The organism is Candidatus Nitrohelix vancouverensis (assembly GCA_015698305.1).
In the GTDB taxonomy this organism is placed as follows: Bacteria; Nitrospinota; Nitrospinia; order Nitrospinales; family VA-1; genus Nitrohelix; species Nitrohelix vancouverensis.
In genome coordinates this window covers 3,099,994-3,113,606 of the sequence record CP048620.1, presented here as the reverse complement: position 1 = coordinate 3,113,606, position 13,613 = coordinate 3,099,994, and the positions used below count along the sequence as shown (strand labels likewise).

The following is a 13,613-nucleotide window of genomic DNA, read 5'->3' as shown; positions in this document are numbered from 1 at the left end:
TCAATCATCCTTCTGCGCGCTGTTGAGCGCATCGTTCATTTTTCCGGAGCGGAACCCTTCCGCGTCAACGGAGACAAACTGAAATCCTAAATTCTTGAGTCCGTCGTTGGCCTTCTGCGCGGCCTCGCTGGAAAAGAAGCGAAGCAGATCGTCTTGCGGTAATTCGATGCGAGCCACTTCGCCGTGATGACGCACGCGCATTTGCGGGAAACCGAGGGAAATGAGAAGGTCTTCGGCCTGTTCCACCATCGACAATTTTTCGGTGGTGATGGGTGAGCCGTAGGGAATGCGCGAAGACAGGCAGGCCATCGCCGGTTTGTCCCAGAGCGGCAATTGCATTTCCTGCGCCAGCCTCCGGACGTCTGCTTTGTTCATCCCCGCATCCGCCAGGGGGCTGATGACATTGGCCTCTTTGCCCGCCTGAATGCCGGGGCGAAATTCACCAAGGTCGTCGGCGTTCACCCCATTGACGATATGAGCGAAATTTTCTCGCTCCGCCAGTTCCGTTAACTTCGTATACAGTTCCGACTTGCAGTGGTAGCAACGATTGGGGGAGTTTTTAAGATAGTCGGGCGAGGCGGTTTCGCAGGTTCGGAGAATATGATGCTTTGCGCCCAGAGAAGCCGCAAATTCAGCGGCCCCTTTCAATTCTCTTTCCGGCAAACTTTCAGATTGAGCGGTCGCGGCAAGCACCTTTTCAGGCCCGAGCGTTTCCAGCGCCGCCGCCAGAACCAGCGCGCTGTCGACGCCGCCAGAGAAGGCGACCAGCGTTCGGTCGAGCGGTTTCAATGCGTCGAACAGACGAATCTTTTTTTGAGCAAAATCCATAGGAGAAGGCAAGGTCAGCCGCCGATAGCGTGCATGGCCCGTTGCGGACGCTCGAACGAATCGAGATTGATCTTATGCCCCGGTTCCTTGATGAGAACCGCGCCTTCAATGGCGTCGTCAATGTCCTGGTCTGTCGCTCCATCCCGGATCAATTGTTTGAGATCAGTTTCGTGGGTGGAAAAAAGACAGGTGCGCAACTTGCCGTCGGCGGTCATGCGAATGCGGTTGCAGTGATCGCAGAACGGATTGCTGACAGCGGTGATGATGCCGATTTTACCCTTGCCGTCGGCGAAATTGAATTCGCTTGCCGGGCCGATTTCCCGGGAATTGTCGATGGGCACGAGTTCGTATTTCTGACGAATGAGGTCGATGATTTCATGACCGAACAGGACCTTGTCGCGTTCCCAGATCTGGTCGGAATCCAGCGGCATGAATTCAATGAAGCGCATTTCAAAACCATCCGTGCGGCCCATTTCGATCAGGCTCATGATCTCCGTTTCGGAAAAATTACGCATGGCGACGGCGTTGATCTTGATCGATTTGAAACCCGCTTCGCGCGCCGCTTGCAGGCCCGCCAGCACTTCGTGGAGACAGTCCTTGCGATTGACGTCGCGGAATTTGTCCGGGTCGAGCGCGTCGAGGCTGACGTTGAGGCGTTTCAGGCCCGCCTTTTTCAGAGCTTCAGCCTGATTTTTCAGAAAAAACGCGTTGGTGGTCATGGCGATGTCTTCGATGCCGTCGACTTTGCTGAACATTTCGATGAGCGTGGGCAGGTCTTTGCGCATCAAAGGTTCGCCGCCGGTGATTCGCAGTCGGCTGATGCCCATTTTGGAAACGATGCCCGCGATCCGCGTCAGTTCCTCGAAGGAAAGCAGTTTACTGCGTTCCATGAATTCGACGTTGTTCTCCGGCATGCAATAGGTGCATCGGAAGTTACAGCGATCGGTTACCGAAATCCTTAAATTAACGATGGTTCGACCCATTCCGTCGACCAGTTTTCTTTTTTGGTCCTGAACATCGGAGTTCATTGAATATTACCCCTGTCGTTGTGGCCCCTGTTACCGCGTCGCCTGGTTTGCAATACCCGCCAAAAACAACAGAGCTGTTCGGCGGGTGGGGAATGTATATGGCTAAATTATAGCGTTTTTGGTTGGATTATGCACATGAATAGTTTAAATTGGTTGGAAGGTAGGATTGGGTGAATAGGCCCTTTATAAAATCGCTTTGATGCGCGGATATTATTAGTTAGGATCGTTGACGCGCCATCTGCATCTAAATATCTATAAACGCGAATGCGCTAACGTCTTTATTTGCATTCCGTACGCAAGATACATACATTAATTAAAACCGAAATTTTAAATCACCCGGATTATTATGTCTGTGACCGAAGAAAGCTATTCAGCCAAGTTTGAGGAAGCCGGTAAGTCGCCCCGCAACCGAGGCGCTTATTATAAGGAAGACGCCGACGAACAGGGCATGGCTCTGATTGAATCCAAGTATAAAGACACCAAGCTGTACTGGCTGGTGGATATTGAAGAAAACAGGGTCTATAGCGCCAAGTTTTTCGCTTATGGGGGCAAAGCTTCCGTAGCGATCGGGGACGCGCTGTGCTCTATGGTCAAGGGCTTGAGTATTGAAGAGGCCTGCTCGTTGAAGGGCGAAGACGTGGAGCGTTTTTTACGGGATTCTGAAGACACGCCTGCGGTTCCTGATGCAAAAATGGAGCTGTTTGCGCGGGTCGAAGCCTTATTGGGCATCGTGCGCGATGATTATCCCGGCGCCAAGGGCCTGGCCATCGCATCTCAGGCCGCTAAAAAAGACGGCGAAGGCAACAAGAAATCTTTTGAGGAATTGTCCCTGCTGGAACAGGCCTGGATCGGCCTCAGCGAGGAAGAGCAGATTCAGCAGATCAATATGACGCTGGATGAAAAAGTCCGACCCGCCTTGATGAACGACGGCGGCAACGTTCAGGTTTTGAGCGTTAAAGATGGCGAGAAAGTATTGATTCAGTATCAAGGCGCCTGTGGCAGTTGTGGTTCCTCTTTGGGGGCGACGTTGTCTTTTATAGAGCAGGCTTTACGGAAAGACGTGTATAATCAATTAATAGTCACCCCAAATATGTAATTCGGGACTCTACATAGTTTAAGGAGAATCGATATGAATACATCGGTCAATGCAGTATCCGATGTTTTAGAGGACAAGGAAAATTATAAGTACGGTTTCAAGACGATGATCGAGTCGGAGACCTTTGCGAAAGGCTTGAATGAAGACGTCATTCGCGCGCTCTCCAAAAAGAAAAACGAGCCTCAATTCATGCTCGATTTTCGTCTCAAGGCCTATAAAAAATGGCTGGAAATGAAGAGTCCGGTATGGCCGAATGTGCATTACCCGGAAATCGACTTCCAGAATATTTCATATTATTCGGCTCCCAAGCCTAAAAAGAAGCTGGAAAGCCTGGACGAGGTGGATCCGGAACTGCTCGATACCTTTGAGAAGCTCGGAATTCCGCTGGACGAGCAAAAACGTCTGGCCAACGTGGCCGTTGATGCTGTGTTTGACAGTGTCAGCGTTGCGACTACCCACAGAAAAAAACTGATGGAAGTGGGCGTTATTTTCTGCCCGATTTCTGAAGCGGTTCAGGAGTTCCCGGAACTGGTTGAAGAATATCTTGGCTCCGTCGTGCCGATTGGCGACAACTATTACGCGGCTTTGAACAGCGCGGTGTTCACGGATGGATCCTTTGTTTATATTCCTCCTGGAACGAAATGTCCGATGGAGCTTTCGACCTATTTCCGCATCAACACGGAAGAGACGGGGCAGTTTGAGCGCACCCTGATTATCTGCGCGGAAGACAGTCATGTGTCGTATCTCGAAGGCTGTACGGCTCCGCAGTTCGACAGCAATCAGTTGCATGCCGCCGTGGTTGAGCTGGTGACGATGGAAAACGCTGAAATCAAATACAGCACCGTTCAAAACTGGTATTCGGGCGACCGCGAAACCGGCAAGGGCGGAATTTATAATTTCGTTACCAAGCGCGGTAAATGTCAGGGTAACAATTCCAAGATTTCATGGACTCAGGTCGAGACGGGTTCCGCCATCACCTGGAAATACCCCAGTTGTATTTTGCAGGGCGACAATTCGGTTGGCGAGTTCTATTCGGTCGCGTTGACGAATGGCATGATGCAGGCGGATACGGGAACCAAGATGATTCATCTTGGCAAGAACACGCGTTCGAGCATTATTTCCAAGGGCATTTCTGCGGATCGCTCGAGCAACAGCTACCGGGGCCAGGTCAAGGTGAGCAAAAACGCTTCCAACGCCAGGAATTATTCCCAGTGCGACAGCATGCTGGTTGGCGATCAATGTAGCGCGCACACCTTCCCTTACATTGAATCCGCGAACAGTTCGGTGCAAGTCGAGCACGAGGCGTCGACGTCAAAAATCAGCGAAGAGCAGTTGTTCTATTTTGAACAGCGCGGCATTTCGCGGGAGAACGCCATCACGGCGGTCATCAATGGTTTCTGCAAAGACGTGTTCCAGCAATTGCCGATGGAATTTGCCGTTGAAGCGCAAAAACTTTTGACTCTTAAGCTTGAAAACAGCGTTGGATAGTTAAGAGTCCTTCCTTCATCAGACGCCTCCCCGGAAAGCCAAGGGGAGGCGTTTTTATTAAAATTTGCGACGTCGGATCAACTCCGGCTTCGGTTTGACCACATTAAGAGGTTTTATTTATGCTTGAGATTAAAGACCTGCATGCCGGTTTTGATGGCGCAGAAATTTTGAAGGGAATTTCCCTTTCCATTAAAAAAGGTGAAATTCATGCCATCATGGGACCGAACGGTTCGGGCAAAAGCACCTTGGCGAAAGTTCTTTCGGGGCATCCTTCCTATCAGGTGACTGCTGGCGAGATCAGCTATGAAGGGGAGAACCTGTTGGACATGGAAGCCGAGGAGCGATCCTTGAACGGTATTTTCATGGGCTATCAATATCCCGTTGAAGTGCCTGGCGTGAACAACGCCGAATTCCTGCGCATGGCCTACAACGCCCGTTTGGTGCGACAGGGGAAAGAGGAATTGGACCCGATGGATTTCGACGAAATTCTTCAGAAGAAGATGGACGATCTGGGTATGGAGCCGAAGTACAAGGAGCGTAACCTGAACGACGGTTTCTCCGGCGGCGAAAAGAAAAAGAACGAAACCTTGCAAATGGCTCTGCTGGAGCCAAAACTGGCGGTTCTGGATGAAACCGACTCGGGGCTGGACATCGACGCTCTGCGCGTCGTCGCCAACGGCGTCAACAAACTCATCAACAAAGACAACGCCCTGATCCTCATCACGCATTACCAGCGTTTGCTGGACTACATCCAACCGCATTACGTGCATGTTTTGAGCAAAGGTAAAATTATTAAATCCGGCGAAAAAGGTCTGGCTTTGGAACTGGAAGCCCAGGGCTATGACTGGTTGACCAAGGTTTGAAATCTATGACTACGATGACATCGCAAAATGAAAAAGGATCGGAACTCGCGATCCTTGACTTGTATAAGAAAAATCAGGGTGACGCAAAACTCAGCGCATTAAGAGAGGCGTCGATACGACGTTTTGAGGCCTTGGGATTTCCGCATCGTAAACACGAGATGTACACGTTTGTGAATACGACGGGACTGGCATCCACGGCATTCAGTCTTTCGGAAACAGCGGAAGCGTCAGCAGAACTGATCGAAAATAATATCTACCCTGCGAGTAAGGACAGTTGTCTGGTTTTCGTCAACGGCGCCTATTCGGCGAAGTTGTCCAAAGTGGAGGGGTTGAAGGGAAGCGTGCAGATCACGCCTTTGTCCGAAGCCGCGGATCGCGCTGAGATAATGGATCGACTCATTAAAATCGCCGGAGAAGAGAACGATGTGTTCGCCGCGATTAACGGCGGTTTGTGTCGCGACGGCATTCTGATCGAGGTCGCCCCTCAGGCCAAGGTAAAAAGTCCGGTACAGATTCTGTTTGTGTCGCAGGGCGGTAAATCGCCGGTGATGCACTGTCCGCGCATCGTTGCGCTGGCTGGAAAATTGTCGGAAATGGATCTGTGCGTTAAATATGTCGGCGCGGGTGACAATTATTTTGTCAACGCGAAACAGGATTTGTTTCTGGAAGAGGGAGCGCGCATCCGTCATTCCCAGTTTCAGAATGACGCGACGAACGCCTGGCATTGTTCCAAATTGCGTGTGACGCTGGATCGAAACAGCAGTTTCGAGTCCACCTCCGCCGCTTCGGGGAGTCGTCTGGCGCGCTGTCATTTCGAGATATGGCTGAACGAAGAGGGCGCTGAAATGAAATTGAATCACATTGGCGTGTTGCACGGCGAGGAACAGGCGCATTATTACCTGAACGTCCATCACAAGGCGCCGCACACCACCAGCGACCAGTTCTTTCGAAATATTGTGGATGGCAAGTCCCGCACCAGTTTCGACGGCACCGTGACGGTGCATCCCGGCGCGCAATTGACCCAGTCGGACCAGCTCGTCAACAACCTGATGTTGTCCGACGAATGTCATGCCGATAACAAGCCGAACCTGATGATTTACGCGGACGATGTGAAATGCACGCATGGAGCGACGATTGGCCAGGTCAACGAGGATCAGATTTTCTATTTGAAAACTCGAGGTCTTTCCGACGCCGCCGCTCGCATTCTGTTGACGCGCAGTTTCGCAGAGAGCGTCATTCAGCAAAACCCGTTCCCTGAATCAACCGAGGAATGGAGAAAGATTCTTTTGACAAAACTGGAGGGCAGTCATGAATGAAACGCACAGACCCTCTGTTCAGGATTGGGACGTTGAGGCGATACGCAAAGATTTCCCCATACTGTCGTCGACCGTAAACGGAAAACCTCTGGTTTATCTGGACAACGGCGCGACGACCCAGAAACCGCTTCGCGTGATCGAGCGGGTGCGCAAATTCGACGCCGAGGAGTACGGCACGGTTCGACGCGGGGCTTATAAATTGTGCGAGCGCTCGACCCATTTGTATGAAGAAGCGCGCAAGAAGGTTGCGCAGTTTCTCGGAGCAGGTTCCCCTTCTGAGATCATTTTCACCAGCGGCACCACGCAAGCGATCAATCTGGTGGCTTACAGTTTTGGCAAACGCTTTGTCAAACCGGGCGATGAAATCATCATTTCCAATATCGAACACCACGCCAATACGGTTCCCTGGCAGATTTTATGCGAAGAACGCGGCGCGATTCTCAAGGTGATCCCGGTCAACGACGCGGGCGAATTGATTCTTGAAGAATACGACAAACTGCTCTCGGACAAAACCCGTATGGTCGCCGTCAACCATGTCTCCAACGCATTGGGCACGGTCAACCCGGTGAAGGAAATCACCCGACGGGCGCACGCGGCGGGAGCCAAAGTATTGGTCGACGGCGCGCAAAGTACGCCGCATATGAAACTGGACGTGCAGGACATCGGTTGCGACTTCTATACCTTCTCAGGACACAAGATGTACGCGCCCAGCGGTATTGGTGGGGTCTACGGTCGTATGGAACTGCTGGAGGAGATGCCTCCTTATGTGACCGGCGGCGATATGATTTTGCAGGTGACGCTGGAAAAATCGACCTTCGCGAAACCCCCTGCGCGTTTTGAAGCGGGAACGCCGCCAATCACGCAAGTGATCGGTCTGGGCGAGGCGATCGACTACCTCAATGAAATTGGTATGGACCGCATCTCGCGTTACGAGCATCAACTGCTGGAGTACGGCACGCAATTGCTGGAGAATATCGACGGATTGCGGATCATCGGCAACGCGAAAGATAAAGCGGCGATCTTGTCTTTTTATCTGGAGAACGCGCACCCGCATGATGTGGTCACTTGCCTGGATCAGGAAGGCGTGTCTGTAAGAGGCGGTCATCATTGCGCGCAACCGACCATGATCCGATTCGGCGTGCCGGCCACTGCGCGGGCCTCGATGTCGTTTTACAATACCTTTGACGATCTCGACGTTTTGGCGGAAAGCATACGAAAGACTATTAAATTATTCAGTTGAGTTAACAATAGCAACGGTCAGAAATTAGAAAATCATGTCATACAACAGTGAGCTGTACCAACAAGTCATTCTGGATCATAATCGCAAGCCGCGAAACTTCAGGAAAATTGAAAACGCGACGCATTTCTGTCACGGCGTGAACCCGCTTTGCGGCGACGATCTTCATATCTACCTCACCGTCAGCGATGAAGGGGTCATTGACGACGTCAGCTTCGAGGGTTCCGGTTGCGCGATTTCCAAGGCGAGCGCTTCCCTGATGACGACGCATCTCAAGGGCAAGACGGTGGAAGACGCCAAGATCAATTTTGAAGAGTTCCACAAAATGATTCTTGGAGAATTCGATCCTCAAAAAGAAGAGAATCATTTGGGCAAACTGTCCTTGTTCATGGGCGTCCGGGAATACCCTTCTCGCACAAAATGCGCTACCTTGTCGTGGCACACGATGGTGAGCGCTTTGGACAAAAAGACCGACGCCGTCAGCACCGAGTGAACGGCGGCAACGGTCCCTTGATTGCGGACCTCGCTTGAAACTGAAATCCTCTCCTCTAGACGCCCAGACAAGTCAGGGCGAACTCGTCAAAGACCTGGGGCAGGGCGCTCTGCTTTGCACTGCTTGCGGTCATCTATGCAAATTGCGACCCGGACAACGCGGCGTCTGCCTCGTCCGCTACAACGACAAAGGAAACTTAAAAGTTCCCTTTGGTTACGCTGCGGGTTTGCAGAACGACCCCATCGAAAAAAAACCTTTCTTTCACGCCCTTCCAGGTTCGCTTGCTTTCAGTTTTGGAATGCTGGGCTGCGATTTCAAATGCGCCTATTGTCAAAACTGGATGACCTCTCAGACCCTGCGCGACCCTGATTCGACCTTACGCAATATTCCTCTAACGCCCCAAGCTCTATGCGACAGCGCGATCCGGCAAGGCGCGGCTTCGTTGGTTTCCACATACAATGAACCCCTCATCACCGCGGAATGGGCGGTGGCTGTTTTTCGGGAAGCGAGAAGCAGGGGCCTGCGCACCGGCTTTGTCTCTAACGGACACGGGACGCCGGAGGCGATTGAGTATCTGCGCCCCTGGGTCGATTTTTACAAGGTCGATTTGAAAAGTTTTTCAGAAAAAAATTACCGAAGGCTGGGCGGCAATCTCCCGGCGGTCCTGGATACGATTCAACGCCTGCATGATGCGGGAATCTGGTTGGAAGTGGTCACGCTGGTCATCCCGGACTATAACGACTCGGATGAAGAGTTGTCGCAAATGGCGGGTTTTCTTGCCTCGGTGTCCTGCGATATTCCCTGGCATGTCACCGCCTATCACCCGGATTATAAAATGGACGATCGCGAGCGAACCCCTCCCGTAACTTTAAAGAGGGCCTGGGAAATAGGCCGAAAGGCGGGCTTGAAATTTGTCTATGTCGGTAATATCCCAGGGCGAACCGGGGACAAGGAAAACACGCGCTGTCCCGGATGCGGAGCGACTTTAATTGAACGCGTCGGCTTCAAAGTCACCGCCAATCGACTCAATAAAGGCAGTTGTTTTCAATGCGCAATGCCAATACCGGGGTATTGGAATCTGTAGCGTCGGAATAATTACGCTACCTTGAAGTTGATGATTTTTCCATGTAACATTGTATTTTTATTTCGCAGGAGACTCGTATGATGCGGTTTCGTTTGAAAATTTGTCTGATGGTTTTTCTGGCGTCATTGTTGGGCGCGGGGACTCATTTGCATGCCAGCTCCCTGGGAAGTTTGAAATTGGTGAAACCCGATTCTGGAGCGAAGGCCGTGTCGGCTGAAGTCACCGGATTTCGATCCGCCAATTTTTCCATGGATGAAAAGGAAATCTATCGGGCGATATTCAAGGATTTTAAAATCCCACGCAGTAAAATTGCGCGAAGCATTCATCCTGTTGAAAAGACAATCACGCTTGGTATTACAGTTGAGGATTTGTTGCCGGGGAGCGGCGCCTCGCATATTTTTTATATCCTCGGTCACCGTTCTGAAAAACTGATGCAGGTGAATATCATTTGGGGCAAACCTGTTGATCCCAAATCCGAACCGCAAACGGTTGTAGAGACCGCGAACCAGCTAAGAAATCATTTCATTCAGGAAGGGTTTCAGCGCGAAGGTCTGGCAGTGAACACCCCTCTGGAGGACGGCTCGATTCTGGTGTTCAGGGGCAAGGATCAGAAAGGACGTATGGCGGTCTTGCTGCTCCAGAATCCTGCGGATAAAGGAGGAGAAAAGGGCGGGGCAAATAAAATTGACGACGTTAATTTGCGTTTGTCCTATATTGAAAAGCCGGACGCGCCGGATATTTTCAAGATCAAGAAAGGCGATTTTTGAAGCTGGAGCGTATTCGGCGTAAACCTAATTTCTAACATTGATTGCAAGAGGAGTTTCCTTTGAAAAATAAAGCAAGCGTAGGCAAGGCATTGGGACGCGTTCCCAGCGGTTTATTCATTGTAACGGCCAGGCATGGCGACGAAGAAGACGGCGTTCTCGCCAGTTGGGTGAACCAGTGCGCATTTGATCCGCCAGCGGTGACGGTGGCTCTGGGCAAGACGCGCGCGGCAAGGTTATTGATCGAAGCGTCTGAGACGTTCATTGTGAATGTGATCGGCAAAGAGGGGGACCTGCTGAAACAATTCACAGGCTCCAAAAAGAACGATGTGTTCGACGGCGTGAAGACAAAAAAATCAGCGAAGGGTCCGCGCATTTTGAGCGATGCGGTTTCCTATCTGGAGTGCCGTCTGATCAGTTTTGCTCCTGCGGGAGACCATGTGGTCTATATCGGAGAAATCGTGGGCGGCGCCATGGCAAAAGGCGGCGAGCCTTATGTGCATGTCCGAAAGAATGGATTCAATTACTGAAACAGGGCGGACATCATTTTTGGGAAGCTGGTGCGAGTCATGACCCAGTAAATCAGAATGCCGACGAAAGCGATCGAACTGACGGCAAAAATTCCCAGTTTGATCAGGCGTTTGGGGTCCTCGTGATAAAATTCTTTAACGTCTTCCGAGAAACTTTCTATAACGCCTTCGTCGGCCCGTTTTTTGAATGTATTATCGATCGCATCCCGACCGTAAATGATGCCGAAAATAATGGCGATCATTAAAACTTCGATGGCCCCAATCATTTAAAATCCTCAGAAAATGATGTCAGTAAGGCGAGGGACGACTCATTTCCCTTGCGCGTTTTCAATTGGGTTAATTTCCTAGGTCCAGGAACTCTGGGTTGGGATGTCGCGCTTTTGGCGCAACGAAAACCATAATCCCCCAACCGGGCCTCCGGATTAGCATTGTTGCGGAAAGAGGAGTATAGAAATCCGGCAAGATCCCTCCATGAACCGCCTTTTACGACCTTGAACTCTCCCCCAATCTGGCCCAGGGGATTGATATGATTTGCAGGGTCACTATAATACTCCCTATCATACCAGTCGTCCACCCATTCTTTTACGTTGCCCGCCATGTGGTGCGCCCCATAAAAGCTTTTTCCTTGAGGGAACGAATCAACGGGTAGCATGACGCCGTGCCTGACCTCATCGCTCCAGCGTTGATTGAATCGCGCCAGCTCCGGCGTAGGACGTTCGCTTCCCCAGGGGTACAGGTTGCCGCTCGGACCGCGCGCGGCTTTTTCCCATTCCGCTTCGGTCGGAAGTCGTTTGTTCTTCCACTTGCAATATTCCGCGGCGCCTTCCCATTTGACGTTATTAATGGGCAGGTTTTCCGCGCCTCTTCTTGGGGAATATCGTTCCTTGTAGTCGAGTACGCCGTGGTTGTTGTTCTGGTAGTAGCCTTTTGCGTTCCCCACAGCATTTAGAAATTCAGCGTAGTCACTGGCAGACACTTCATACTTGTCAATGAAATAGGCGTCCAGGGTCACCTGATGTTCGGGCGCCTCGTCGTTTCCATGATCGTTGGAACCCATGATAGAGGTTCCCGCAGGAATCAGAATCATGTTTTTGGGAGTGGGTAGACTTTCACTGGATTCGCTTTCGCTCTGGGCCGGAGGCGTCGACGCTCCCATATGCTCGAGAGCGTTTCGCGCTTCACCCGCGAAGGCGCCGGCAGGTTCCTGGTCGAGGTAGCGACTGAAAAACGGCTCGGCCAGATCATTCCGATTCGTTTGCAAGGCCGCCCAGCCTGCGAAGTAATACAAATCATTGCGTTGAGCGTAAGTCCCGGCAAGGGCTTCCTTGATGTCGGCTAGAATTCCGTCTAGCGAGGCGGAGTTGCCTTGCAAGGCTTTCTGGTACCACTCCTTTGCGGCATCGTGTTTTTTCTCCAGTAAATGAAAGAAACCCAGGTTCATCTGAGCCAAGGGCGCCCATTGCGCCTGATTGGGAGCGATGGACAGAGACTTGAGAGTCCAGTCGATGGCTTCCTGTACGTTGTTTTGTCGGTAATGAGTCCAGCCCAGCTGGATGTAGTTGAGAGGGTTCTTCGGCCAGTTTTCGATCAGGCCCTGATAGGTTTCAATGGCGCGCTTAAAATCTCCCATCTGGTAGAAAATTTCAGCCAGTTTTTCTCCGGGGCCGGCTTGCTCGGGAAAGCGGCGGCTGGAGTATTGCAAGGTTTGCATGGCTAACTCGGGAGTCCCAAGACCCAGATAAGCGTCGGGCATTTGCAGGAAAGCCCAGATATCTTCCGGCTCCAAAGCCGCAAGGCGCTTTAAGTGAAGCAAGGCGCCCGCATAGTTTCTTTGACTGAGGTAAAGCTGGGCAAGCGAACGATGCGCCTGCACGAATTCCGGCTCGATTGCGGCGACTCGCAGGAGAGTTTCAATCGCGTTTCGACTCTGCCCCATCTTGTCGTATTCCAGCGCGAGATTGAACAGCGTCGATGGATTCAGCGGATCGGCCTTCAACGCCTGTAAGTAATGCTCGACCGCTTTTGCGGATTGTCCCTGTTCTGAAAGAATATTCGCCAGATTGTTTTGCGCGTCGATGGATAGAGGATTGATTGTAACCGACAGTCCCAGATAGAACGCGCCGCGCTCGGGTTTACCCGTCCGGTAATAAACCATGCCGACGTTGGAGAAATAGGCGCCGAGCGTTTTCCGGGCCGACAGATTTTTCAAAAAATAAGGCGAAGGGCGAGCGGGGTCAAGGCCAAAGCGATTCCGGTAAAAGTCGTCGGAAAAGCTGGCTCCGCGTTCCGTGCCGTCGATATTGATTTGCGTGGCGCCGTCGTCGTAGCGCACAAAAAAATGATTGGGAAGCGCGACGCCGTAAAGCGGAAGATTCAAACGCTGTCCGATGATGAGGTAGAGTAGCGACAAATTCATGCAGTAACCCTTGCGCGTCTTTAACAGACCGTGCATGAAAAGTTCTTCTGAGTCGAGGGGAACGCCTTGCGCGTCGACTCTCTCCGTATAAGCGTATTGCTCGAGATCATGGACGGCTTTGCGGAGTTGCTCCACTCGCGCTTCGGACGACTTAAGATTGATCGCGGGAGACGCCGCTTCCTGCAGTTTATCAAGCCGGGAATGGAACAGGGCGGAATCGAATTGCGGGTTCCAGTCCTTCGAGACGATTTCTAAAATATGCGCAAGATCGACGCTCTCGTTTGAAGCGCTGGCGACGGATTCCAGTTCTTTTTGAATCGAGTCTGTCGCTTGAACCGGATTTGCCAGCGCGACAATCAGGAAAAAGCAAGCGATGAGAATGAACCGGGAAGGCATTATAGTTTTGATAGGTCGCCTCATGAATTGGAAGTGTTTGGCTTCATTATAACAAAACTAGAGGGCTGGAAGGA

Annotated in this window: 13 protein-coding genes; 9 read left to right on the top strand and 4 right to left on the bottom strand. The window is 51.6% G+C overall.

Annotated elements, in window-relative coordinates; genetic code table 11:
* Nucleotides 1–828, bottom strand: coding sequence for an ATP-dependent sacrificial sulfur transferase LarE (gene larE / locus G3M78_14450; protein ID QPJ66535.1), 828 nt, complete (start codon nucleotides 826–828; stop codon nucleotides 1–3).
* A gap of 14 nt (nucleotides 829–842) precedes the next feature.
* Nucleotides 843–1,856, bottom strand: coding sequence for a GTP 3',8-cyclase MoaA (gene moaA / locus G3M78_14445; GenBank protein QPJ66534.1), 1,014 nt, complete (start codon nucleotides 1,854–1,856; stop codon nucleotides 843–845).
* Nucleotides 1,857–2,202: 346 nt separating this feature from the next.
* On the opposite strand from moaA, the gene G3M78_14440 reads away from it, so the two are divergent.
* From G3M78_14440 to G3M78_14400, 9 genes are all read left to right on the top strand, one after another.
* Nucleotides 2,203–2,952, top strand: coding sequence for an iron-sulfur cluster assembly scaffold protein SufE (locus G3M78_14440; protein ID QPJ66533.1), 750 nt, complete (start codon nucleotides 2,203–2,205; stop codon nucleotides 2,950–2,952).
* Between the two features lie 33 nt (nucleotides 2,953–2,985).
* Nucleotides 2,986–4,440, top strand: a complete 1,455-nt coding sequence (sufB, locus tag G3M78_14435; protein ID QPJ66532.1) for a Fe-S cluster assembly protein SufB — start codon at nucleotides 2,986–2,988, stop codon at nucleotides 4,438–4,440.
* 119 nt (nucleotides 4,441–4,559) lie between these two features.
* On the top strand, nucleotides 4,560–5,303 hold the full coding sequence (gene sufC / locus G3M78_14430; protein ID QPJ66531.1) for a Fe-S cluster assembly ATPase SufC: 744 nt from the start codon (nucleotides 4,560–4,562) through the stop codon (nucleotides 5,301–5,303).
* Nucleotides 5,304–5,308: 5 nt separating this feature from the next.
* Nucleotides 5,309–6,619, top strand: a complete 1,311-nt coding sequence (sufD, locus tag G3M78_14425) for a Fe-S cluster assembly protein SufD (GenBank protein ID QPJ66530.1) — start codon at nucleotides 5,309–5,311, stop codon at nucleotides 6,617–6,619.
* Nucleotides 6,612–7,859: a cysteine desulfurase gene (locus G3M78_14420; protein ID QPJ66529.1), complete on the top strand. Its 1,248-nt coding sequence runs from the start codon at nucleotides 6,612–6,614 to the stop codon at nucleotides 7,857–7,859. The genes sufD and G3M78_14420 overlap by 8 nt, the downstream gene beginning before the upstream one ends.
* Nucleotides 7,860–7,893: 34 nt before the next feature.
* Nucleotides 7,894–8,349 carry an SUF system NifU family Fe-S cluster assembly protein gene (locus tag G3M78_14415; protein QPJ66528.1) on the top strand — a complete coding sequence of 152 codons (456 nt, stop codon included), beginning with the start codon at nucleotides 7,894–7,896 and terminating at the stop codon, nucleotides 8,347–8,349.
* A gap of 34 nt (nucleotides 8,350–8,383) precedes the next feature.
* Nucleotides 8,384–9,433, top strand: a complete 1,050-nt coding sequence (gene amrS, locus G3M78_14410; protein QPJ66527.1) for an AmmeMemoRadiSam system radical SAM enzyme — start codon at nucleotides 8,384–8,386, stop codon at nucleotides 9,431–9,433.
* 77 nt (nucleotides 9,434–9,510) lie between these two features.
* Complete coding sequence (locus G3M78_14405; GenBank protein QPJ66526.1) at nucleotides 9,511–10,200, top strand: hypothetical protein; 690 nt, start codon at nucleotides 9,511–9,513, stop codon at nucleotides 10,198–10,200.
* A gap of 59 nt (nucleotides 10,201–10,259) precedes the next feature.
* Nucleotides 10,260–10,727, top strand: coding sequence for a flavin reductase family protein (locus tag G3M78_14400; protein QPJ66525.1), 468 nt, complete (start codon nucleotides 10,260–10,262; stop codon nucleotides 10,725–10,727).
* Here G3M78_14400 and G3M78_14395 read toward each other — a convergent pair.
* Together G3M78_14395 and G3M78_14390 are read right to left on the bottom strand one after the other, a co-directional pair.
* Nucleotides 10,721–10,993: a hypothetical protein gene (locus tag G3M78_14395; GenBank protein ID QPJ66524.1), complete on the bottom strand. Its 273-nt coding sequence runs from the start codon at nucleotides 10,991–10,993 to the stop codon at nucleotides 10,721–10,723. The genes G3M78_14400 and G3M78_14395 overlap by 7 nt on opposite strands.
* Nucleotides 10,990–13,539, bottom strand: coding sequence for an SUMF1/EgtB/PvdO family nonheme iron enzyme (locus G3M78_14390; GenBank protein QPJ66523.1), 2,550 nt, complete (start codon nucleotides 13,537–13,539; stop codon nucleotides 10,990–10,992). Before G3M78_14390 ends, G3M78_14395 begins: the two co-directional genes overlap by 4 nt.
* Between the last annotated feature and the right edge of the window lie 74 nt (nucleotides 13,540–13,613).

Excerpts from the sequence above, each read along its gene's own strand:
- G3M78_14420 (QPJ66529.1), top strand. The coding sequence starts at position 6,612 with ATGAATGAAACGCACAGACCCTCTGTTCAGGATTGGGACGTTGAGGCG.
- G3M78_14395 (QPJ66524.1), bottom strand. The coding sequence starts at position 10,993 with ATGATTGGGGCCATCGAAGTTTTAATGATCGCCATTATTTTCGGCATC.
- sufB (QPJ66532.1), top strand. The coding sequence starts at position 2,986 with ATGAATACATCGGTCAATGCAGTATCCGATGTTTTAGAGGACAAGGAA.
- G3M78_14415 (QPJ66528.1), top strand. The coding sequence starts at position 7,894 with ATGTCATACAACAGTGAGCTGTACCAACAAGTCATTCTGGATCATAAT.
- G3M78_14390 (QPJ66523.1), bottom strand. The coding sequence starts at position 13,539 with ATGCCTTCCCGGTTCATTCTCATCGCTTGCTTTTTCCTGATTGTCGCG.
- G3M78_14440 (QPJ66533.1), top strand. The coding sequence starts at position 2,203 with ATGTCTGTGACCGAAGAAAGCTATTCAGCCAAGTTTGAGGAAGCCGGT.
- larE (QPJ66535.1), bottom strand. The coding sequence starts at position 828 with ATGGATTTTGCTCAAAAAAAGATTCGTCTGTTCGACGCATTGAAACCG.
- moaA (QPJ66534.1), bottom strand. The coding sequence starts at position 1,856 with ATGAACTCCGATGTTCAGGACCAAAAAAGAAAACTGGTCGACGGAATG.
- sufD (QPJ66530.1), top strand. The coding sequence starts at position 5,309 with ATGACTACGATGACATCGCAAAATGAAAAAGGATCGGAACTCGCGATC.
- sufC (QPJ66531.1), top strand. The coding sequence starts at position 4,560 with ATGCTTGAGATTAAAGACCTGCATGCCGGTTTTGATGGCGCAGAAATT.
- G3M78_14405 (QPJ66526.1), top strand. The coding sequence starts at position 9,511 with ATGATGCGGTTTCGTTTGAAAATTTGTCTGATGGTTTTTCTGGCGTCA.